Raw genomic sequence first — 21,348 nt, 5'->3', positions numbered from 1 at the left:
GATGACCCTGCACGCGTACCACGGCGACCCGCAACTGCGCCAGCAGGTGATTGACCAACTGCAATCCCTGGAAAAAGCCGGCCGCTGGGAGCACCGGCCCCTGTACTGGAACGGCGAGGTCGGCAGCTTCGTCGGCAGCCTGCTGCAGGGCGACGACCTGGACCGCTGGGAAGTCGATTACGGCCTGCCCAAGTGGCTGGCCCTCACGATCGATTCGATGGTCGCCGCCCATTCGAACATGGGCGTGTCCTGGGGCATCCACCTGCTGCAGGGCATTCCTCCTGGCATGCCGATGGACACGATGGGTAGCCGCATCCTGCTGGAACTGCTCAAGGGCAAGACCCACGGGCTGAACGGCCTGGAGGCTGCCGCCGGCCTGGCCGAGGCGCTGGAAGGCGTGGTCGCGCTGCACGCGGCGCGCCTGGCGGGCCAGGACATCGACAACGCCAGCTGGCGCAAGGCCCGCCGCGAGGCGGTCGCGCAGACCAATGCCCAGGCGCCCGGTTCCGTGGCCGCATCCGTGGGTACGTGCATCGAATCCGCCGCCTGGGACCCGATGCAGTCCCGCAGCGCCGTGTCGGACACGCTGCGTGGCTGGATGAACGCACGAATCGCCGCAGGCATGGCCGTCTATCCCTGGGGCAAGGCGGAAGACGAAGACATGAAGCGGACGCTGGAAGCGCTCCAGGCGGAAGACAAGGCCGGCCGCGAGCCTGGGGACACCGGATCCACCAATGTCTTCCTTCTGCTGGAGCAAAAGCACCCCGAGAAAGCCAGGCGGCTCAGGGCCTTCTACCGATACCAGAGGAGCCAGTACGGCAAGCAATGGCGCCGGGCAGCACTGGCGATGCAGAACATCCTGCATGCGGCCGACGGTGACGCTTGCGCAGCGCTCATCCCCCGCAAGCACCTGTTCGCCAACCCGGCACGCGCCGCCATGACGATCAGCCCCGACGGCCAGTGGCTGGCGTGGCTGGCGGACGGCGATGGCGTGATGAACATCTGGGCCGCGCCCAGCAGCAGCCCGAACGAGGCACGGCAGGTCACCCATGACAAGCGGCGCGGCATCCAGAACTTCCACTGGACCTACGTTCCCGGCATGCTGCTGTTCTCGCAGGACCGCGACGGCGACGAGAACTTTCAACTGTTCGGCGCCGATCTGGCGGACGGCAGCCTGCGCGCCCTGACACCTGCGGCGGCCGGCGTGCGCACGGGCGTGCAGAGCATCAGCCGGGAACGGCAGGGCGAAATCGCGGTCGTCTCGAACGCCCGCGACGCACGCTTCTTCGACGTACATGTGCTGAACCTGCGCACGGGCGCAATGCATTGCGTGGAAGAAAACACCGGCTTTGCCGGCTTCGTGGTGGATGCGCAGTACGAGGCGAAGCTGGCCGTGCGCAATACACGGGACGGCGGCAGCGAGTGGCTGCGGCGCGATGCGGCGGGAACCTGGCAGCCCTGGCAGGTGTTCTCTGCGGAAGACGGGCGCAGTTCCGGTCCTTCCCATTTCGACGCCGGGGGCCGCACGCTGTACGCCTACGACAGCCGCGGGCGCGACACCGCCGCGCTGGTCGCGATCGACTGGAACACCGGCGCCACCACCGTGCTGGCCGAGGACCCGCGCGCCGACATCGGCGGCATGATCACCGATGCCGCGAGCTACCGCCCCCTGGCCTACGGCGTGACCTACGAGCGCTTCAAGCTGCACGTGCTGGACGACGCCATCGAGCGTGACATCGAAAGCCTCGACGGCCACGCCGGTGACGGCGAATGGCACCTGACCTCGCGCACCGAAGACGACCAGCAATGGGTCATCGCCCTGTCGTCCGACACGCGGCCGTCTTCCACGTGGCTGTACGACCGCAAGGCGCGAGAGATGCGGCACCTGCTGGACCTGCGGCCCGAACTCGCATGGGCTCCGCTCGCGCGGATGCAGCCGGTGGTCATCCCGGCGCGCGACGGCCTCTCGCTGGTGTCCTATCTCACCGTGCCCATGGGCTCCGAGGCAGGCGACCTACGCACGACCGCGCCGCTGCCGCTGGTGATGCTGGTGCATGGCGGCCCGTGGTCGCGCGACGGTTTCGGCTTCAACCCCATGCACCAGTGGCTGGCCAACCGCGGCTATGCCGTGCTCAGCGTGAACTTCCGGGGATCGACCGGCTTCGGCAAGCGCTTCGTCAACGCGGCGGACGGCGAATGGGGCCGCAGGATGGACGAGGACCTGGAGGACGCCGTGGCCTGGGCCGTCGAGCGTGGCATCGCCGATCCGCAGCGCCTGGCCATCTTCGGCGGCAGCTACGGCGGCTATGCCGTGCTGTCGGCGCTCACGCGATACCCGTCGCGCTACGCCTGCGGTATCGACGTGGTGGGCCCCTCCAACCTGGAAACGCTGCTGGCCTCCATTCCCGCCTACTGGGAAGCGGACCGCGTGCGCCAGCACCGCGCGATGGGCGACCCGGCCACGGAAGAGGGACTGGCCCAGCTGCGCGACCGCTCCCCCCTGCACCGCGCCGCTCAGATCCGTGCGCCGCTGCTCATCGCCCAGGGCGCCAACGACCCGCGCGTGAAGCAGGCCGAGTCGGAACAGATGGTCGCCGCCCTGCGGGAGCGCGGCATCCCGGTGACCTATGCGCTCTACACGGACGAGGGCCATGGCTTCGTGCGGGAAGCCAACCGCATGTCGTTCAATGCCCTGTGCGAGGACTTCCTGGGCCGCCACCTGGGCGGGCGCACCGAGGCCTGGTCTCCGATGGACTACCTCGGCCATTCGCTGCAGCTGGCGGAATACCCCGTCCAAGAGGCCGCATGATGGCGCCCTTTTCCGATGCGCCCGGCTCCCTTCTCCGCCCCGCGCCAGCCAGCGGGCGCAGCACCCGGCAGCGCACCTGGGAAGCCGGGTGCATCGCCAGGATCGAGGCCGACTTCAGCCGGTCGGCCGACACGCACCTGATTCCCATGGCGCTGCCCGGCTATCCCGGCATCGACGTGTACTTCAAGGACGAGTCGAGCCACCCGACCGGCAGCCTGAAGCACCGCCTCGCGCGCTCGCTGTTCCTCTATGCGCTCTCCAACGGCTGGCTGCGCGAGGGCGCTCCGGTCATCGAGGCTTCCAGCGGATCGACGGCGGTCTCGGAGGCGTACTTCGCGCGCCTGCTGGGCCTGCCGTTCATCGCAGTCGTGCCGGCTTCCACGTCCCCCGAGAAGATCGCAGCGATCGAGTTCCACGGCGGGCGATGCCACTTCGTGGAGCGGGCCTGCGACCTGCATGCCGCCTCGATGGTGCTGGCGAAAGACAGCGGCGGCCACTTCATGGACCAGTTCGTCTATGCGGAGCGGGCCACCGACTGGCGCGCCAACAACAACATCGCCGAATCCATATTCCGGCAGATGCAGATGGAGCGGCATCCCGTGCCGGAGTGGATCGTCTGCAGCCCCGGCACCGGCGGAACCTCCGCCACGCTGGGCCGCTACGTGCGCTACCGCCAGCACCCCACGCGCGTGCTGTGCGCCGATCCGGAAATTTCGGTGTTCTTCGATTACTACGAAGGGCTGCACCAGGGGCGCCCCGACCCCGCCCTCACGGTCGCGAACGGTTCGCGCATCGAAGGCATCGGCCGCCCGCATGTCGAGCGCAGCTTCATCGCCAGTTGCGTGGACGCGATGGTCAAGGTGCCCGACGCGCTGTCGCTGGCCGGCATGCGCCATGTCTCCACGGTACTCGGCCGGAAGGTCGGCGGCTCCACCGGCACCAATTTCATCGGCCTGCTCTGGGCCGCGCAGGAGATGGCCGCCGCAGGCCGCGAGGGCTCCATCGTCTCGATCCTCTGCGACAGCGGCGACCGCTACGCCCGCAGCTACTACGACCCGGCATGGTACGAGCGCAGCGGCATCGACATCGCGCAGGCGGACCGGCAGTTGCGCGGCTTCCTGGAAGGCGCACCGCTGGCCCCCGCGCTGCGTTGCGCCGCCAGCGGCGCGTGACCCGGCCCCGGGCGACAGAGCGTCTGCAGATACCGAACAGGAAGGCCTGGAAACCATGAACAGAAAGCCCCCGAAGAAAGACCTGCGGGAACGCGCGCCGGGCATCGCGATGGTCGCCGCCCTGCACGTCGGCCTGGCCTACGTGCTGGTGACCAGCACGGCCCTCAAGCCCCCGAAGGAGATCGACAAGGATTCGCTGCTGGTCACCCTGATGGCCGAGAAGAAGCCGGAGCCGGCCATCCAGGCACCGCCACCACCGCCTGCGCCGCCGCCTCCTCCGAAGCCGCCAGCTCCCACACCACCCGCGCCGAAACCGCCGGCCCCCAAGCCGCCGCCACCGCCCCGGCCCGCTCCCGAACGCGTGGCCGTGGAGCCGGTGCCGCCCGCGCCCCCCGAACCACCGGCACCGGCGCCCGTGCCGCCTGCTCCGCCAACGCCACCGGCCCCGGCCCCCTCGCCCGCGCCACCGGCCCCGCCCGCACCGGCTCCGGCGCCTGCGGCACCGGCCATGGCATCGGTCGAACTGGTGTGTTCCAACTACGCCGACGTGCGGCAGGCCGTGGGCTATCCCTCCCGGGCGCGACGCCAGGGTCTGGAAGGCACCGTGGTGGCCGAATTCAACGTATCGCCCAGCGGCTCGGTGGAGAACCTGCGCATCGCCAGCGCCAGTTCCGACCTGTTCGCGGGTCCCGTGCTGGAGGCCATGCGCGAATTGCGCTGCAAAGGCCAGGGCATGCCGGTCCGGGTGCGCGTTCCCTTCAGCTTCAGCTTGAAGTGAAACACCCCCCTGAGCGGCTGCGCCGCTTCCCCCCGCTCTCGCCGTGCATAGCACGGCGGGCAGGGGGACGACGCCAGCGGCCCGGCGCAGCCGGTTCCGCGGCGTCTGCTGGCTTGGCCTGCTCCGCGGCCATCGGACAGGAGGCGCCGCGCTGGTTCATGCGGCGCTGCTGATGCCCAACGCCGTGAATCACCGATGTGACGCCCCGATAGCCCATCGCCCATCCATTTCATCGATCCATCCCCTTTTCCTGGAGAGCCCACCATGTCCCAACGTCCGTTCCACTTCCCTTCCCTGCGCAGCCTGGTCGCGGCGCCGCTGTGCGCCCTGGCGCTGCTGGCCGTGCCGGCGGCTGCGTTCGCGCAGGCCGCCACCACGAATGAAGCGGCGGCCACTGCCGCCGCCCCTGCGACCCAGGCGGCGCCCGATGCCGGCGGCACCGCTGCAGTGCGTTCCGCCGCGCCCGCAGCCCGTCCGGCGGGCCAGGAGAACCCGTACGGCTTCAAGGCCATGTGGGAGCATGGCGACATGGTGTCCAAGGGCACGCTGTTCATCCTGCTGATCATGTCGGCCACCAGCTGGTACGTCATCATCACCAAGCTGCTGGAGCAGCGCCGCGTCCATGGCCAGGCGCGCCTGGTGCAGGCCGATTTCTGGAACCGGGGCGACCTGCGCACCTCCACCCAGGCGCTGCCGGACAGCAGCGTGTTCCGCTACGTGGCCGAGGCCGGGCTCATCGCGCAGAAGCAGTACGAGGGCCCGCTGACGCAGCAGGTCGATCGCAACAGCTGGCTGAGCCAGTCGGTCATGCAGGCCATCGACGCCGTCGGCGACCGGCTGCAGGGCGGCCTCGCCGTACTCGCCACCGTCGGCTCGACGGCACCCTTCGTGGGCCTGTTCGGCACCGTCTGGGGCATCTACCACGCGCTCACCGCCATCGGACTGGCGGGCCAGGCGAGCATCGACAAGGTGGCCGGCCCCGTGGGCGAAGCGCTGATCATGACGGCCATCGGCCTGGCAGCCGCCGTGCCCGCGGTGCTGGGCTACAACTGGCTGGTGCGCCGCAACAAGGCCGCGCTGGACGAGGTGCGCGACTTCGGCACCGAACTGCACACGTCCCTGCTGGGCGGCAAGCCCGCCGTCACCCTGGGGAGCTGAACATGGCGATGAACGTCGGCCAGGACGGCGGCGATCCGCTGGTCTCGTCCATCAACACCACGCCGCTGGTGGACGTGATGCTGGTGCTGCTGATCATCTTCCTGATCACCATCCCCGTCGCCACGCAGACCGTGCCCGTCGCCCTGCCCAAGGAGACCAACGACCCGCGCCAGGCGAAGATCGAGGACATCAACCTGTCGGTGACGCGCGACGGCGCGATCTACTGGAACGCCGCGCCCATTTCCCTGCCCGTGCTGCGGCAGCGGTTCGCCGAACTGGCCAGCGCCACGCCGCAGCCCATGGTGCAGGTGTACGGCGACGCCTCGGCCACCTACCTGCCCGTGGGCCGCATCGTGCGCGCCGCGCAGGACGCCGGCATCCAGAAACTCGGGTTCGTGACCGAACCGATGTCCAACCCCTGACGGAGACACGCCATGGCACTGCCAAGAAGGGGCAAGAAGCAGGACAACGCGCTGATGATGGAGATCAACACCACGCCGCTCATCGACGTGATGCTGGTGCTGCTCATCATGCTGATCATCACCATCCCGATGCAGTTGCATACCGTGGAGCTCGACCTGCCCGTGCCCACGGACAGCCCGCCCCCGCCGCCCAGGGAGGTGCGCACCGTCCGCATCGGCATCGGGCCGGCAAGCCTCATCCGCTGGAACGACGAGACCGTCGATCTCGCCACGCTCAACGAGCGCCTGCTGTCCGCCTCCATGCAGCCCGACCACCCGGAACTGCAGGTGCGCCCGGACGCGAACGCCAACTATTCGACCGTGGTGCACGTGATGGCTTCCATCAAGCGCCACGGCCTCACCAAGGTCGGCCTGGCCGGCCAGGAACAGTTCAACTGACATGAATTTCCAGCTCAACTCCTTTCCCACGCCCGCGCGCCTGCTGCAGACGCCCTGCGATTGCCTTGTCGCCGGCATCGCGGAAGGCAAATTCAAGGGCCTCGCCAAGGCCATCGACCAGGCCAGCCAGGGCCTGCTGACCCGGTTGCGCGCCGAAGGCGAACTGGCCGGCAAGGCCGGCCAGACCGTGCTGCTGCATGCCGTCGCCGGCCTGCAGGCGCACCGGCTCCTGCTCGTGGGAACCGGCGCGACGCAAACGCCATCGGCCGCTTCGGCGCGCGCCGCAGCCCGCGCGCTCGCCGCGACCCGCGCCGCCAAGATCGTCTGGGCCCTGGGCGACGATGCGGAGCAGTGGGTGCAGGCGATCCTCGAACTGCAGCAGGCCGACTACCGCTTCGATGCCTACCGCACCGACAAGGCGCCCGTGCCGCCGGAACGCACGCTGCGATTCGCCACGCCATCGGACGAACACCACGCAGCCATCCACGCCCGCCTGTACCAGGCGCAGGCCATCTCCCATGGCGTGGCGATGGTGCGCGACCTCGGCAACACCCCGCCCAACGTCTGCACCCCCGCCCACCTGGCGGAACAGGCCCGGGCGCTGGGCCAGGCCTGGGGCATGGAGGTCGAGGTGTTCGACCGCGCGGGCATCGAGGCGCTGGGCATGCATTCCTTCCTCGCCGTGGCGCAGGGCTCCTTGCAGGAGCCGCGCCTGATCGTGCTGCGCTACCAGGGCGACAAGGCCAGGCGCCCGCCCGTGGCGCTGGTCGGCAAGGGCGTGACCTTCGATTCGGGCGGCATCTCGCTCAAGCCCGGCGAGGCCATGGACGAGATGAAGTACGACATGTGCGGTGCCGCCAGCGTGCTGGGCACCCTGCGTGCCTGTGCCGAGATGAAGCTCAAGGTCAACCTGGTGGCGGTGATCGCGGCCTGCGAGAACATGCCGGCGGGCAATGCGCTGAAGCCCGGCGACGTGGTCCGCAGCCTGAGCGGCACCACCATCGAAGTGCTGAACACCGATGCCGAGGGCCGCCTCATCCTCTGCGACGCGCTCACCTACGCCCAGCAGCGCTTCGAACCGGAGGTGACCATCGACGTCGCCACGCTGACCGGCGCCTGCGTGATCGCCCTGGGCCATGTACGCAGCGGCCTCTATGCCAACGACGATGCGCTGGGCAACGCGCTGGTCGCCGCGGGCGACAAGGTGGACGACCCCGCCTGGCGCATGCCGCTGGACGCCGCCTACCAGGAGCAGCTGAAGTCGCCCATCGCGGACCTGGCCAACATCGGAGGACGCGCCGGAGGCAGCGTGACGGCGGCCTGCTTCCTCTCGCGCTTCGTCCAGGGGCGCTGGGCGCACCTGGACATCGCGGGAACGGCCTGGAAGAGCGGCAAGGACAAGGGCGGCACCGGCCGGCCCGTGCCCCTGCTGGCGCAGTACCTGATCGACCGGACCGCGCCGTGAACGCCCCCGTCCGGTCGCCCATGGACGTCCTCGCCCTGGACACGCCGCTGCTGCGCCTGCGCCGGCACCTGGCGGCCAGCGGCATCGCCGCCTGCCTGGTCCCCTCGTCCGATCCGCACCTCTCCGAGTACCTGCCCGCGCGCTGGCAGGGCCGCCGCTGGCTGAGCGGTTTCGATGGCTCCGCGGGCTCGCTGGTCGTCGGCGCGCAGGCGGCCGAACTCTGGGTGGACAGCCGCTACTGGGAGCAGGCCGGACGCCAGTTGCAGGGCAGCGGCATCGCCCTGCGCAAGGCGGTGCCGGGCGTGCTCCGCGAAGACCTTGCATCCCTGTGCAGCCTCGCTGGCCCCGGCGGAACGGTGGCGGTCGATGCCGACGTGCTGTCCCTGCCGGTCCTGGAGCAGCTCGAAGCCCTCTGCCGCTCCCGGGGCAACCCCTTGCGCACCGACATCGACCCTCTGGCGGGCGCCTGGCCCGGCCGGCCGGGCCTGCCCGCGGGGCCCATCGCCGCCCTGCCCCCGGGGGCCCAGGGCCACGAACGCGCCGACCGGATGCGCTGGCTGCGCGAGCGCATGCAGGCCCACGGCGCCGACTGGCACTTCGTGTCCGCCCTGGACGAAATCGCCTGGCTGCTGGGCCTGCGCGGCAGCGACGTGCCCTACAACCCCGTGTTCCTTGCCCACCTGCTGGTCGGCCCGCAGGGCGCCACCCTGTTCATCGATCCCACCCGCATGCCGGTCGACGTGCGGCAGGCACTCGCGTCGGAAGGCATCGCGCTGGCGCCCTATGCCGGCGCGCGCGAGGCGCTGCGCTCCCTCGCGCCCGGCGCCTCCGTGCTGATCGACCCCCGCCGCACCACGGCCGGCCATGTCCAGGCCCTGCCGCAGGATGCATCGCTGCGCCAGGGCACCAACCCCTGCGCGCTGATGAAGGCCTGCAAGAGCGACGCGGAAGCCGCCGCCATCCGGCGCACCATGGTGCAGGACGGCGTGGCCCTCGCGGAGTTCTTCGCGGAGCTGCAGGAACAACTCCAGGGCGGTGCCGCGCCCACCGAGCTGGACATCGACGCCGGCATCACCGCTGCACGCATGCGCCGGCCGGGCTTCGTGGGGCCCAGTTTCGCCACCATCGCCGCCTTCAACGCCAACGGCGCCATGCCGCACTACGTGGCCACGGCCCGTGCCCATGCCCGCATCGCAGGCAATGGCCTGCTGCTCATCGACTCCGGGGGCCAGTACACCGGCGGCACCACAGACATCACCCGCATGGTGGCCGTGGGCACGCCCGGCGACGCGCAGCGCCGCGATTGCACCCTGGTGCTCCAGGCCCTGATCGCGCTATCGACGCTGCATTTCCCCCACGGCACCCGCGCCCCCATGATCGATGCCGTGGCCCGGGCACCGCTCTGGCGCGAGCACATCGACTACGGCCACGGCACGGGACACGGCGTGGGCTGGTACCTCAACGTGCATGAAGGCCCCCAGTCCATCTCGGTGCGTGCCGAGGCGAACGCCGACTCGGCCCTGCTCCCCGGCATGGTCACCTCGGTCGAACCGGGCATCTACCGTCCCGGACAGTGGGGCGTGCGCATCGAGAACCTGCTGTTGGCGATAGACAAGGGGGAAAACGCCTTCGGCCGCTTCATGGCTTTCGAGACGCTGACGCTGTGCCCCATCGACCTCGACTGCCTCTGCCTCGACCGGCTGACGGACGCGGAAGTGCGCTGGATCGACCAATACCACGCCACGGTGCGCGAGGCGCTGCTCCCGGAATTCGCATCCCCGCAGGACGAACGCGCGCGCCGGGCCCGCCAGTGGCTCGTGGAGCGCACCCGGCCCGTCCTGCGCTGAAGGAGGGGCCGCTTTCCGCCCCGCGGCAAGGCTGCGCGACACCAGCGCAAAGCCGTGCTCCGGCGTACGATGCGGGCCGTCCCGGCCCATGCCGGCCCGCACTCTGCTCCACCCATGCCACCCCACGCCGACCCCGATCCCGGTTCCGATCCCGCCGACCACCGACCCGCGCGCCCCGCCCCGCGCGACTGCAGGGAACTGTTCTGGTCCTTCACCTGGCTGGCCCTGCAGGGATTCGGGGGCGTGCTCGCTGTGGTGCAGCGCGAGCTGGTGGACCGCAAGGGCTGGCTGACGAACGAGGAGTTCATCGAGGACTGGGCCGTGGCGCAGATCCTCCCGGGGCCCAACGTGGTGAACCTCGCCGTGATGGTGGGCGACCGCTACTTCGGCTGGCGCGGCGCGTTGTCGGCCCTCGCGGGCATGCTGCTGCTGCCCCTGCTGGTGCTGCTGTGCCTGGCGGTGGCGTATGCGCGGTTCTCCACCCATCCGGCCGTGGCGGGCGCCCTGCGCGGCATGGGCGCCGTGGCCGCGGGCCTGGTGGCTGGCGTGGCCCTGCGCATGGCGGTGGCGCTGCGCACGCACCCGCTCGGCGCCGCAGGGGGCGCGGCGCTGGCCGCGCTGACGTTCGTGGCCATGGCGGTGCTGCAGTGGCCGCTGGCCGTGGTGCTGCTGGCGATCGGCGGCGCGGCCTGCGCGCTGACCTGGCGGAAGCTGCCCGCATGACGCCCGCCGCCACCCTGGCGCTGCAGCCGGCCGACTGGCTGCACCTGTTCTCGTACTACCTCTCGCTGTCCCTGCTGACCGTGGGCGGGGCCATCGCCACCGCCCCGGACATGCACCGCTTCCTCGTGGACCGGCACGCCTGGCTGACCGATCCGCAGTTCAACGCCTCCATCGCCATCGCTCAGGCCGCGCCCGGACCGAACGTGCTGTTCATCGGGCTGCTGGGCTGGAACGTGGGACTCAACGCGGGCGGCTGGGCCCTGGGTCTGCTCGGCATGGTGCTCTGCCTCGTGGGCGTCATGCTGCCCAGCAGCCTGCTCACCTGGGCCGCCGCGCGCTGGGCGCACCGCCACCGCGGCATGCGGGCCGTGCGCGCCTTCAAGCAGGGCATGACACCGGTCGTGCTGGGCCTGCTGCTGGCCACCGCCTTCGTGCTCTGCAGCGCGCACGGCGGCATCGCGCAGAGCTGGCGGCTGTGGATCGTCTCGGCCGCGTGCATGCTGCTCGTCTGGCGCACGCGCATCCACCTGCTGTGGCTGCTCGGCGCGGGGGCCGTGCTCGGTGCCCTGGGCTGGATCTGACAGGTTCTTACAACTGCGCGTCCCGGGAGCCGTGCGGCGCCGCAACAATGGTCCGGACCAGCCACTCCAGGAGACTCGACCCATGCAATCACGCCCCCTCGGCCGCTCCGGCCTGCAGGTTTCCCCGCTGTGCTTCGGCGGCAATGTGTTCGGCTGGACTGTGGACGAGCCGACCACGTTCTCGCTGATCGACGCCTGGCTGGATGCGGGCTTCAATTTCATCGACACGGCCGATGTCTACTCGCGCTGGAACCCGGGCCACATGGGGGGTGAATCCGAGGCCCTGATCGGCCAGTGGCTCAAGCGCACCGGCAAGCGGGACCGTATCGTGCTTGCCACCAAGGTGGGCAAGGACATGGGCGACGGCAAGGTCGGCCTCAAGCCGGACTACATCCGCCGCGCGGTCGAGGATTCGCTGCGCCGCCTGCACACCGACTACATCGACCTCTACCAGTCGCACGACGACGATCCCTCCACGCCGCTCGAGGACACGCTGGGCACCTATGCCGACCTGATCCGCGAAGGCAAGGTGCGCGCCATCGGTGCGTCCAACCACACGGCGGCCCGCCTGTCGGAGGCGCTCGCCACCAGCGCGCGGCTGGGCCTGCCGCGCTATGAATCGCTGCAGCCGCTCTACAACCTGTACGACCGCGCCGTGTTCGAGGAGGAATTGCAGCCGCTGTGCCTGGAACAACAGGTGGGCGTCATCAATTTCTATGCCCTGGCCGCCGGCTTCCTCACCGGCAAGTACCGCAGCGAAGCCGACGCCTCCAAGAGCGCGCGCGGCGCCAGGACGGTGGAGAAATACCTCAATCCGCGCGGCCTGCGCATCCTGGCCGAGCTCGACGAGGTGGCAGAGCGCTACGAAGCCACGCCCGGCCAGGTCGCCATTGCCTGGCAGATGGCCCAGCCCGCCATCACCGCGCCGATCGCCAGCGCGACCTCGCTGGAGCAGCTGCAGGACCTCGTGCGCGCCGCGCACCTGCAGCTCGACGCCGACGCGCTGGAAGCGCTGAGCCAGGCCAGCGAGGAATCCCCCGCCGAGGCCTGAAGATGCTGCCCAGGCCGTGCGCCCGGGCCCTGCGTTCAACGTGCGTCACCGATGGCGAGGCGGTACGCCGCCAGCGACTGCACCGTGGTGCACAGCAGCCCGTGCGCATGCGCGAACCGCGCCACGTCCGCGCCGCGCGCCATCGTCCCGTCGGGATTCATCAGCTCGCACAGCACACCGGCTGGACGCAGCCCGGCCAGGCGCGCGAGGTCCACGGCCGATTCCGTATGGCCGCCGCGCTCCAGTACCCCGCCCGGGCGGGCCACCAGCGGGAACACGTGCCCGGGGCTGACCACCTCCGGCGCAGCGCCGGCCGGGGGCACGCGCAGGGCACACCGGACGGTCTGCAGGCGGTCCGCCGCCGAGACGCCGGTGGACACGCCCCACGCGGCCTCGATGGACTGGGTGAACGCGGTGGCGAACGACGACCGGTTCACTTCCACCATGGGCCGCAGGCCGAGCGCCCGGGCGTGGTCCGGGGGCAGGCAGAGGCACACGATGCCGCTGCCCTCGCGGATCATGAGCGCCATGGTGGATTCGGCCATGTTCTCGGCGGCGCAGACCAGGTCGGCCTCGTTCTCGCGGTCGGCATCGTCGAGCACGAGGACAGGCCGCCCGGCGGCGATCTGCGCGAGCACGTCCGCCATGGAGGCCAGCGGCACGCCGCCTCCGGCGGGCCCTGGTGCGCTGGCCGCAGCGTTGCACGGCGCGGCAGGGGAAGTGACGGGGAAATTCATGGAAACGCTCCTTGGTTGGAAAAGAACGCTCCAAGGCATCGCATGCCGCCGGCCATGCGCCGCCGCATGCTCCGCCGCAGCACGGCGCGCATGGCACGGCGCGGCCCCTGGCAGCGCACCCTCGCGGACGCGCGGCCAGCCGGCCGGCAGCATCTTCTTTCATCCGGACTGTGACCGTCGGCCCCAGACTGGAGGCGGCCGCGGCGGCCACCTCGCACTGGGTCTGCTGACCTCCCGCCAGGCGGCGGGAGCGCTCGCGGGCTCGCGACGCGCACCGTGGTGCGCACCGCCTACCGCCGGTGGGGAATTCCACCCCGCCCTGAAGACCCGGGGATTATGCAGCGCGCATCCCCGAGGGACCGCGCCCGCCCCGCCTCGCGTCAGGCGGACAGCACGAAGGGCAGCACCCGCGCCGCGGTGCCGGGCACCAGCAGGTCCGCCACCCCGTCGAGCGCGCTGGGCTCCGGATTGACGATGGCCACGCGTGCGCCGGCCCGGTGCGCGGCATGGGCCAGGCCGGCAGCGGGATAGACGACGCCGGCAGTCCCCACGGCCAGCATCAGGTCGCATTCGTGGGCCGCGTCCTGCGCCTGCTCCAGCAACCGTGCCGGCAGTTCCTCGCCGAACCAGACCACCGCCGGCCGCAGGAGATTGCCGCAGGTGGCGCAGCTGGGCGGGCAGCCCGGCACGGCAGCATCGGCATCGCAGCAGGGCAGCGGTGCATCCAGCCAGCGGTTGGCGCGCAGGTCGCCGTGCAGGCAGAGCACCCCCTCGCTGCCGGCCATCTGGTGCAGGCCGTCCACGTTCTGCGTCGCGATCATCAGCCGCCCAGGATGTCGGCGCGCGAAATCCGCCAGCGCCAGGTGGCCAGCGTTGGGCAGCACCGCGGCCAGCTGGGCCCGGCGGTGTTCATACCATGTCCATACCGTACCGGGATGGGCACGGAAACCTTCCTCGCTGGCCATCTCCTCCGGGCGGAACTTCGCCCAGTGGCCCGTATGGGCATCGCGGAAGGTGGGCACCCCGGATTCCGCGCTCATGCCGGCGCCGGTCAGCACCAGGATGCGCTGCGCCCCGGCCACCCAGGCCTGCAAGCGCTCGAGGGCATCCTGCTGGGGCATGGCTCAGCCCCCGCGCTGGCGCAGCGCCTCGTAGAGGCATACGCCGCTGGCCACCGACACGTTCAGGCTCTCGACCGCCCCCCGCATCGGGATGGAAACCAGCTCGTCGCAGGTCTTGCGGGTGAGCTGCCGCATGCCGGCCCCCTCGGCGCCCAGCACCAGCGCCACCGGGCCCTTCAGGTCCACTTCATACAGCGTGCGCGGAGCGTCGTCGCTGGTGCCGATGCACCAGATGTTGCGTTCCTTGAGTTCGCCCAGCGTGCGCGCGAGGTTGGTGACCATGAAGTACGGCATGGTCTCGGCCGCGCCGCTGGCCACCTTGGCCACGGTGGCGTTGATGCCCACGGCATGGTCCTTGGGCGCGATCACCGCATGGGCGCCGGCGCCGTCGGCCACGCGCAGGCAGGCGCCCAGGTTGTGCGGATCGGTCACGCCGTCGAGCACCAGCAGCAGCGGCTTCTCGACGCCGTCGGCCTCCAGCTGCTCGAGCAGCTCGTCCAGCGAATGGACCTGCGCGACGGCTTCCACCCGGGCGGCCACGCCCTGGTGCCCGTGGCTGCCGGCGAGCTTGGCGATGCGCAGCGCATCGGCCTCGATGAGGCGCGCTCCCGCCTCCTTCGCGCGCTCGAGGAACTGGCGCATGCGCGCATCGCGCCGCGTGGCCTCGTAGTAGATCTCGATGATGGATTGCGGCGCGGTCTTCAGGCGCACGCCCACGGCGTGGAAGCCGAATAGCACTTTGGGGCTGGAGGACATGGGCGCGATTATCCGCCCGCCAGGGGCCCGCCCCTCCGCCAGCCCGGAGGAAGGCCGAGCCGCCTCAGGCGCCGGCCACCATCCGGCCGGCGTCGATGGTGATGCGCCGGTCGCACTGCGCTGCGATCCCGCGGTCGTGCGTGACGAGCACCAGCGTGGTCCCCTGCTCGCGGTTCAGGTCGAACATCAGGCGCATGATCGTCTCGCCCGTGGCGAAATCCAGGCTGCCCGTGGGCTCGTCGGCCAGCAGCACGTCCGGCTGCACCACGAAGGCCCGCGCCAGCGCCACGCGCTGCTGCTCACCGCCCGACAGCACCTTCGGATAGTGGCCCAGGCGCTGGCCCAGGCCGACGCGGCCCAGCATCTCGGTAGCCAGCGGCCGGGCGTCGCGGCGCTGCGCCAGCTCCAGCGGCAGCATCACGTTCTCCAGCGCCGTCAGGTTGCCCAGCAGCTGGAAGCTCTGGAACACAAACCCCATGCGCCGCGCGCGCAGCGCGGCGCGGTCATCCTCATCGAGCGCGAACAGGTCTTCGCCGGCCAGCCGCACGGTGCCGCGCGTGGGCGTGTCGAGCCCCGCGATGATCGACAGCAGCGTGCTCTTGCCCGAGCCCGAGGCGCCCACGATGGCCACGGTGTCCCTGGGAGCGAGCCGGAAATCGATATCCCGCAGAATGTCGAGCGTGCCGGTCGAATCCGTCACCGACTTGTGGACGTGCTCCACGGCGATGACCGGGGCGGCGGTGGTGGTGGCTGGGGTGTCCGGCGGTGTTTCCGACATGAAAGGTGCTTTGTGGCAGTGATGCGATGCGATGCGTTCCGGCGTGACTTTATCGTGGCGGCCGCGGGGGCCGCGTTCCTGGGGTTTTGCGCCCCGGCGGCGCTGGCCGCGCCTGCGGCTTCCGGAGCTGCGCCCGTCGTGCTGGTGGTGGGGGATTCGCTGAGCGCCGAATACGGCATCGCCCGCGGCTCGGGCTGGGTCGCGCTGATGGAAAAGAAGCTGGCCGCGGAGAAGATCCCCGCCACCGTCGTGAATGCCAGCGTGAGCGGCGACACCACGGCCGGAGGCCGCTCCCGCCTGCCCGGCCTGCTCGCCCAGCACAAGCCTGCCGTCGTGGTGATCGAGCTCGGGGGCAACGACGCGCTGCGCGGGCTGCCGCTGCAGGGCACCGAGGCGAACCTCAAGGCCATGGCGGAGGCCTCCCGCAAGGCCGGCGCGAAGGTGCTGATCGTGGGCATGCAGGTGCCGCCCAACTACGGCTCGGACTACACCCGGCGGTTCGAGGGCGTGTTCCCGGCCGTGGCCAGGGCCACGGATTCCGCGCTGGTGCCTTTCCTGCTCAAGGGCGTGGCCGACCGGCCCGATGCCGCGGCGCTGTTCCAGGCCGACCGGATCCATCCGCGGGCCGAGGCGCATCCGGCCATGCTCGCGAACGTCTGGCCCGAGTTGCGCAAGCTCTTGCGCTGAAACCTGTTGCGTTGAGGCCGGGCAGGCGCCTTGCGGCGCCAAGGCCGGGCCCGTCAGGCGGCCGGGCCGCTGCCTTCCGGAGCGGTGGTCCCGCCCTCCTCGCCACCGGAGACGGCCTCGCCATCCTCTCCGGATTCCGGGGCATGCTCCCCGGTCTTGCGCTGGTTTTTGGCCAGTGCCTTTTCTTCCTTCTTCTTCTTCTTGGCGAGCTCTCGCTGCCGCTTTTCGTAGCCGTAGTTGGGTGTTGCCAAGGTGGAGCCCCCTTTTGTGGATGCAGTTCGGAGGTCCAATGTAGCAGCACGACCGGCAAGACCCCTTGCATCGCCCTGGCATGGCATGCGGCATGGCGAGTCGGGCGGCCCGCAGGCCGGCAGCGCCGCCCCGCCCGTCAGGCAGGAAACGCGGCGGCGAGCGACTGAGCGATGTCGTTGCGCAGGTCTTCCACGTTTTCCAGCCCCACGGAAAAACGCACCACGGTGCCGGGCCGCAGGTGCTGCGTGGGGCGCGCGCGCATCGTCGGCAAATCGTAGGGCACCACCAGGCTCATGGGTCCGCCCCAGCTGTAGCCGAGCTTGAAGAGCCGCAGGCCGTCGCAGAACGCATCGACACGGTCCTGGCCATGGCGCTCGTCGATGACCACGCTGAATAGGCCGGCAGCGGCGCCCTGCCCCGTGCCGCGGGCGCACAGCGCGGCCCAGTGCGCATGCCCCGGAGCCCCGGGCAACGCGGGGTGCAGCACCTGGGCGACGGCGGACTGCCCGGCCATCCAGGCGGCCAGCTCGCGCGCCGCCGCGTCATGCGCGCGGTACCGCAATCCAACGCTGGGCAGCGAACGCAGCACCGCCTCGGCATCGTTGGCACCCACGCCCAGGCCCAGCCGCATGTGGGTGAGCTTGATGCGCAGGTGCAGGGCCGGGTCGCGGGTGATCGCGCTGCCCATGAGCACGTCCCCGCCGCCGCTGGGGTACTTGGTCAGGGCATGGACCGAAATGTCCACGCCCAGTTGCCCGTCACCCAGCAGGTCGAAGGGCTGGAAGGCGATGCCCGCACCCCAGGTATTGTCGAGCGCGGTGGTCACGCCGCGGTCGCGGCAGATGCGCACCTGTTCGGCCAGATCCGGGAACTCCAGCGTGACGGAGCCAGGCGCTTCCAGCCACACCAGCCGGGTGCTGGCCGTGATGCGTGCCGCCAGGTCGGCGGGATCCAGCGGATCGTAGTACGCATGGCGGATGCCGTAATGCGCCAGCTCCACCTCGGCCAGCGCCTTGTTGGGCCCGTAGGCGTTGTCCGGGATCAGCACCTCGTCGCCGCTGCGCAGCAGCGCCAGCGCCACGTTGGCGATGGCCGCGAGGCCGCTGGGCATCAGCACGCACTGCAGGCCGCCCTCCAGCTCGCAGAGGCGTTCCTCGAGCATGTAGGTGGTGGGCGTGCCGTGCAGGCCATAGGTGTAGCCGGTCTTGTCCTTCCATTCGCGCGAGCGCATCGCCGCGACGTCCGGGAAGATGACGGTGGAGGCCTTGTGCACGGCCGGCTGCGGCGCGCTGAAGCCGGCCGGCGGCGTGTACGCGTGGTGGATCAGGCGGGTGTCGGGCCCGGAGCCCGGCGTGGCGTCGGATGCGGAGGAAGTCATGCGGCGATGGTATCGCCGCCCGCCTCCCTGCGCGGTCAGCCCGGGATCAGCCCGTGGTGCCCTGGGTGACCGTCAGCTGGTTCACCACGGAGTTCACGCCCTTCACGCCCTGGGCGATGCGGGTCGCGCGCTCGCGCGCCACGTCGTTCCTGACCGGGCCGTTCAGGGTGACGATGCCGTTGCGGGTATCCACGTCGATGCGGATGGCGCTCAGCTCCGGATCTTCGGCCAGACCGGCCTTGACCTTGGCGCTGATGCCGGCATCGTCCATGACCTCCGCCGCGCGCGCTGCCGCCTGGCGGGACGCCTGGCTGGCCTCGGTGGCGGCGGCCTCCATGCGGCGCTGCGCATCCGAGGCGGCTTCGCCGGTGCGCTCGATGGTGGCGTCGATCTTCTGGCCGACGGTCTGCCCGTCGTTGCGGTCGCAGGCCGCCAGCCCGAAAGCGAGGGCGGTGGCGGACAGGATGGCGATGACACGCGGGCTGCGGGCGGGGCTGGAGGACGGGGTGGGGGCGTGCGTCATGGCGATCTCCTTGGAGCGTCGGGAATATGGCGAAACTCTAGGCTCGACCGTAGCGCGCCGCGGTCGGACAAAGCCGAAGCTGGCGTAGGACGCTTGGGGTGAGAATCCTCACCATGTCCCCCGCGCCCTCCCCCGCACCTTCTCCCACGCCGCCGCCGGCCGCCGGCGCCGCCGGCCGCCGGCACATGCTCCTGCGCTGGTTCCCTTTTCTCGGGTGGCCGCGGCCGGACGCCCAGCTGCTGCGCGGAGAGTTCTGGGCCGGCATGACGGTGGGGCTGATGCTGGTGCCCCAGGGCGTGGCCTACGCGGCCCTGGCCGGCATGCCGCTGGTGACGGGCATCTATGCGTCCCTCGTGCCTGCGCTGATCGCGGTGCTGTGGAGTTCGTCCACCCGCCTCGGAGTCGGGCCCACGGCGCTCACCGCCCTGCTGATCGGGGCGTCCCTCACCGGCATGGCGGAGCCGGGCAGCGCCGAATGGGTGGCGCTGGCGGCCTGGATGGCCATCCTGTCGGGGCTGGTTCAGCTGTTGCTGGGCGCCGTGCGCTTCGGCTGGCTGCTCAACCTCGTCACGTCGCCCGTGCTCAACGGGTTCACCCAGGCCGCCGCGCTGCTCATTCTCGCGTCCCAACTGCCGGCGCTGCTGGGGCTGCGCACCACCTGGCATGCGCTGGCCACCGCCCCGTCCATCCACCACTTCGATGGCACGGCGGCGGCCTTCGGGCTCGGCAGCCTGGTCCTGCTGACCCTGGCGCGCCGCTGGCGGCCCACCTTTCCCTCGGCCATCGTCATCGTCGGCGTGGCGGCCCTGGCCAGCCGGGCCCTGGGCTATGCGGACCAGGATGGTGCGGTGGTAGGCCACCTGCCTTCCGGCCTGCCGCATTTCTACTGGCCCGGCTGGCTGGACTGGGACCAGTTCGGCCAGTTGCTGATGCCCGTGCTGGTGGTCACCCTCGTCAGCTTCCTGGAGACCGCCTCTTCGGCCAAGGTCGAGCACCAGCAGGGCGGCACGCGCTGGAACGAGAACCAGGACCTGATCGCGCACGGCCTGGCGAAGATGGGGTCGGGTTTCTGTGGCAGTTTCGCGACAAGTGCGTCGTTCTCGCGCTCCGCGATCAACCTGTACGCCGGTGCGAAGAGCGGCTGGGCCACGCTGTTCGCCCTGGCCCTGGTCCTGGCGGTGCTGCTGTGGCTCACGCCGGCGCTCTACCACGTGCCGCAGTCGGTGCTCGCCGCAGTGGTGGTGGCAGCGGTCACCAGCCTCATCAAGCCGGCGGTGCTGCTGCGGCTGTGGCGCATTTCCCGGGTGGAGGCCCTCATCGGCGGGCTGACGTTCTTCCTCACGCTGGCGACTGCGCCGCGCATGTACTGGGGCGTGCTGGCGGGGCTGGTGCTGAACCTGAGCCACTTCCTCTACCAGCGGCTGCACCCGCGCATCATCGAGGTCGGGCTGCACCCGGACGGCAGCCTGCGCGACCGCCACCTGTGGCAATTGCCGCCGCTCGCGCCCGGACTGCTGGGCGTCCGGATGGATGCGGAGCTCGATTTCGCGTCCGCTGCTGCGCTGGAGCAACGCATCTCGGAACATCTTGCGGCATATTCCGAGGTACGGCACATCTGCCTGTTCGCCCTTCCGATCAACCGCATCGACGTGACCGGCGTTGAGTGCTTCGGCCGGCTGCGGGCCCTGGCCCGTGCCCACGGCGGGGCACTGCACGTGAGCGGCATGAAGCTTCCCGTCGAACAGGTGCTGCGCCGCGCCGGGTTGCTGGAGGGCCCGGGCCTCGTGCTCTACCGTACCGACGCCGAAGCCCTGCTGGCGTTGCAACGTTTACCTTTGTAGTTACCTATGGCGGGGCAGCCGCTGATACACTTCCTGAACACTGTTTGTTGCATTTTGTGTCTGAATCCGCGACCCCCCCACTTGTGGACCTGCGCGACCTGCGCCTGACGACGGCTCACGCCCTGGTCGCTCAGGCATTGGGCTCCGAAGCCGCCATCCCCAGGGAATCGCCCCGGCATTACCTGCAGGGCCTGATCGACGGTCTCTGCGAACTGTCGCTGAAGGACCCGCTCACGGGCCTGGCGAACCGGCGGCATTTCCGCACCGTGCTGGAGCGCGAGATCGACCGCGTCACGCGCGCGGGCGAGGCGGCGCTGCTGCTGATGCTCGACATCGACAACTTCAAGCGGGTCAACGACACCCACGGCCACATGGCCGGCGACATCGTCCTGCAGTCGATCGCGCGCACGCTGAGCCGCTGCGTCCGGCCCATGGACACGCTGTCGCGCTACGGCGGCGAGGAATTCGCCGTGGTCCTGCCCGCCTGCCAGGCCGGCTTCGGCAAGGTGGTGGCCGAGCGCATCCGCCGCGCGGTCGAGCGCACGCCCGTCCGCATCTCGCCGACGGTCGAACTCAATGTCACCGTCAGCATCGGCGGCGCCTTCGCGCTCCAGTGGATCCGCAGCACCACCCTGCTGTGGACGGAGCGCGCCGACAGCCAGCTCTACAAGGCCAAGCTGGCGGGACGCAACCGGGTCAGCATCGAAGAACAGCCGGACAGCACGGTGAGCGCCGAAGAGAAGAGCCTGCTTTTCGGCCCGCTGTACACTCCCTCGGGTTGGGGCGACCTTCCCCCGCCCTTGGATTCCACAGGCAGCGCCTACTGAAAGC

At 70.6% G+C, this 21,348-nt stretch carries 21 protein-coding genes and 1 riboswitch; of the genes, 14 read left to right on the top strand and 7 right to left on the bottom strand.

Annotated elements, in window-relative coordinates; translation table 11 throughout:
• The first annotated feature begins 1 nt into the window (after position 1).
• The 11 genes from ACAV_RS11255 (at position 2) to ACAV_RS11205 (ending at position 12,444) form a co-directional block, all read left to right on the top strand.
• Positions 2 to 2,809 (top strand): S9 family peptidase, encoded by a 2,808-nt coding sequence (locus tag ACAV_RS11255; RefSeq protein ID WP_013594700.1) that lies wholly within the window; start codon positions 2 to 4, stop codon positions 2,807 to 2,809.
• Entirely contained in the window at positions 2,806 to 3,981 is a 1,176-nt protein-coding gene (locus tag ACAV_RS11250; protein ID WP_244875537.1) for a PLP-dependent cysteine synthase family protein, read from the top strand. Before ACAV_RS11255 ends, ACAV_RS11250 begins: the two co-directional genes overlap by 4 nt.
• 55 nt (positions 3,982 to 4,036) lie before the next feature.
• Entirely contained in the window at positions 4,037 to 4,759 is a 723-nt protein-coding gene (locus ACAV_RS11245) for an energy transducer TonB (RefSeq protein WP_013594698.1), read from the top strand.
• A 264-nt stretch (positions 4,760 to 5,023) separates the two neighbouring features.
• The gene (locus ACAV_RS11240; protein ID WP_013594697.1) at positions 5,024 to 5,917 is read left to right on the top strand and encodes a MotA/TolQ/ExbB proton channel family protein; all 894 of its coding nucleotides are present in this window, start codon (positions 5,024 to 5,026) and stop codon (positions 5,915 to 5,917) included.
• Positions 5,918 to 5,919: 2 nt separating this feature from the next.
• Positions 5,920 to 6,339: an ExbD/TolR family protein gene (locus tag ACAV_RS11235; protein ID WP_013594696.1), complete on the top strand. Its 420-nt coding sequence runs from the start codon at positions 5,920 to 5,922 to the stop codon at positions 6,337 to 6,339.
• Positions 6,340 to 6,351: 12 nt separating this feature from the next.
• A complete protein-coding gene (locus ACAV_RS11230) occupies positions 6,352 to 6,777 on the top strand; it encodes an ExbD/TolR family protein (protein ID WP_013594695.1) in 426 nt (141 codons plus the stop codon).
• 1 nt (position 6,778) lies between these two features.
• The gene (locus ACAV_RS11225) at positions 6,779 to 8,242 is read left to right on the top strand and encodes a leucyl aminopeptidase (protein WP_013594694.1); all 1,464 of its coding nucleotides are present in this window, start codon (positions 6,779 to 6,781) and stop codon (positions 8,240 to 8,242) included.
• Complete coding sequence (locus ACAV_RS11220; protein ID WP_013594693.1) at positions 8,239 to 10,089, top strand: aminopeptidase P family protein; 1,851 nt, start codon at positions 8,239 to 8,241, stop codon at positions 10,087 to 10,089. Before ACAV_RS11225 ends, ACAV_RS11220 begins: the two co-directional genes overlap by 4 nt.
• 114 nt (positions 10,090 to 10,203) lie before the next feature.
• A complete protein-coding gene (locus ACAV_RS11215; RefSeq protein WP_013594692.1) occupies positions 10,204 to 10,812 on the top strand; it encodes a chromate transporter in 609 nt (202 codons plus the stop codon).
• Positions 10,809 to 11,393, top strand: coding sequence for a chromate transporter (locus ACAV_RS11210; protein WP_013594691.1), 585 nt, complete (start codon positions 10,809 to 10,811; stop codon positions 11,391 to 11,393). Before ACAV_RS11215 ends, ACAV_RS11210 begins: the two co-directional genes overlap by 4 nt.
• Before the next feature lie 82 nt (positions 11,394 to 11,475).
• Positions 11,476 to 12,444, top strand: coding sequence for an aldo/keto reductase (locus ACAV_RS11205; protein WP_013594690.1), 969 nt, complete (start codon positions 11,476 to 11,478; stop codon positions 12,442 to 12,444).
• Between the two features lie 35 nt (positions 12,445 to 12,479).
• Here the strand turns inward: ACAV_RS11205 and ribB are convergent, their stop codons facing one another.
• The 4 genes from ribB to ACAV_RS11185 form a co-directional block, all read right to left on the bottom strand.
• Positions 12,480 to 13,181: a 3,4-dihydroxy-2-butanone-4-phosphate synthase gene (ribB, locus tag ACAV_RS11200; RefSeq protein WP_013594689.1), complete on the bottom strand. Its 702-nt coding sequence runs from the start codon at positions 13,179 to 13,181 to the stop codon at positions 12,480 to 12,482.
• A gap of 147 nt (positions 13,182 to 13,328) precedes the next feature.
• A riboswitch (FMN riboswitch) is annotated at positions 13,329 to 13,512 on the bottom strand.
• 49 nt (positions 13,513 to 13,561) lie between these two features.
• On the bottom strand, positions 13,562 to 14,302 hold the full coding sequence (locus tag ACAV_RS11195) for an SIR2 family NAD-dependent protein deacylase (protein ID WP_013594688.1): 741 nt from the start codon (positions 14,300 to 14,302) through the stop codon (positions 13,562 to 13,564).
• A gap of 3 nt (positions 14,303 to 14,305) precedes the next feature.
• Positions 14,306 to 15,058: a 23S rRNA (guanosine(2251)-2'-O)-methyltransferase RlmB gene (gene rlmB / locus ACAV_RS11190; protein WP_011796095.1), complete on the bottom strand. Its 753-nt coding sequence runs from the start codon at positions 15,056 to 15,058 to the stop codon at positions 14,306 to 14,308.
• Between the two features lie 64 nt (positions 15,059 to 15,122).
• On the bottom strand, positions 15,123 to 15,836 hold the full coding sequence (locus ACAV_RS11185) for an ABC transporter ATP-binding protein (RefSeq protein ID WP_013594687.1): 714 nt from the start codon (positions 15,834 to 15,836) through the stop codon (positions 15,123 to 15,125).
• A 21-nt stretch (positions 15,837 to 15,857) separates the two neighbouring features.
• On the opposite strand from ACAV_RS11185, the gene ACAV_RS11180 reads away from it, so the two are divergent.
• Positions 15,858 to 16,523: an arylesterase gene (locus tag ACAV_RS11180; RefSeq protein WP_013594686.1), complete on the top strand. Its 666-nt coding sequence runs from the start codon at positions 15,858 to 15,860 to the stop codon at positions 16,521 to 16,523.
• A 53-nt stretch (positions 16,524 to 16,576) separates the two neighbouring features.
• Here ACAV_RS11180 and ACAV_RS11175 read toward each other — a convergent pair whose 3' ends face one another.
• The 3 genes from ACAV_RS11175 to ACAV_RS11165 form a co-directional block, all read right to left on the bottom strand.
• The gene (locus tag ACAV_RS11175; RefSeq protein ID WP_013594685.1) at positions 16,577 to 16,774 is read right to left on the bottom strand and encodes a hypothetical protein; all 198 of its coding nucleotides are present in this window, start codon (positions 16,772 to 16,774) and stop codon (positions 16,577 to 16,579) included.
• Between the two features lie 137 nt (positions 16,775 to 16,911).
• Positions 16,912 to 18,153, bottom strand: a complete 1,242-nt coding sequence (locus ACAV_RS11170; RefSeq protein ID WP_013594684.1) for a PLP-dependent transferase — start codon at positions 18,151 to 18,153, stop codon at positions 16,912 to 16,914.
• A gap of 46 nt (positions 18,154 to 18,199) precedes the next feature.
• Complete coding sequence (locus ACAV_RS11165; RefSeq protein ID WP_013594683.1) at positions 18,200 to 18,676, bottom strand: BON domain-containing protein; 477 nt, start codon at positions 18,674 to 18,676, stop codon at positions 18,200 to 18,202.
• A 113-nt stretch (positions 18,677 to 18,789) separates the two neighbouring features.
• Here ACAV_RS11165 and ACAV_RS11160 point away from each other — a divergent pair, with 113 nt between their 5' ends.
• Both ACAV_RS11160 and ACAV_RS11155 read left to right on the top strand, forming a co-directional pair.
• Positions 18,790 to 20,517, top strand: coding sequence for a SulP family inorganic anion transporter (locus tag ACAV_RS11160; protein WP_013594682.1), 1,728 nt, complete (start codon positions 18,790 to 18,792; stop codon positions 20,515 to 20,517).
• Between the two features lie 83 nt (positions 20,518 to 20,600).
• The gene (locus tag ACAV_RS11155; protein ID WP_013594681.1) at positions 20,601 to 21,344 is read left to right on the top strand and encodes a GGDEF domain-containing protein; all 744 of its coding nucleotides are present in this window, start codon (positions 20,601 to 20,603) and stop codon (positions 21,342 to 21,344) included.
• The last annotated feature ends 4 nt before the right edge of the window (positions 21,345 to 21,348 follow it).

This window comes from Paracidovorax avenae ATCC 19860, from assembly GCF_000176855.2.
Classification (GTDB): Bacteria; Pseudomonadota; Gammaproteobacteria; order Burkholderiales; family Burkholderiaceae_C; genus Paracidovorax; species Paracidovorax avenae.
Note: the sequence above shows the minus strand (reverse complement) of the source record. Positions and strands in the feature narration are given on the sequence as shown.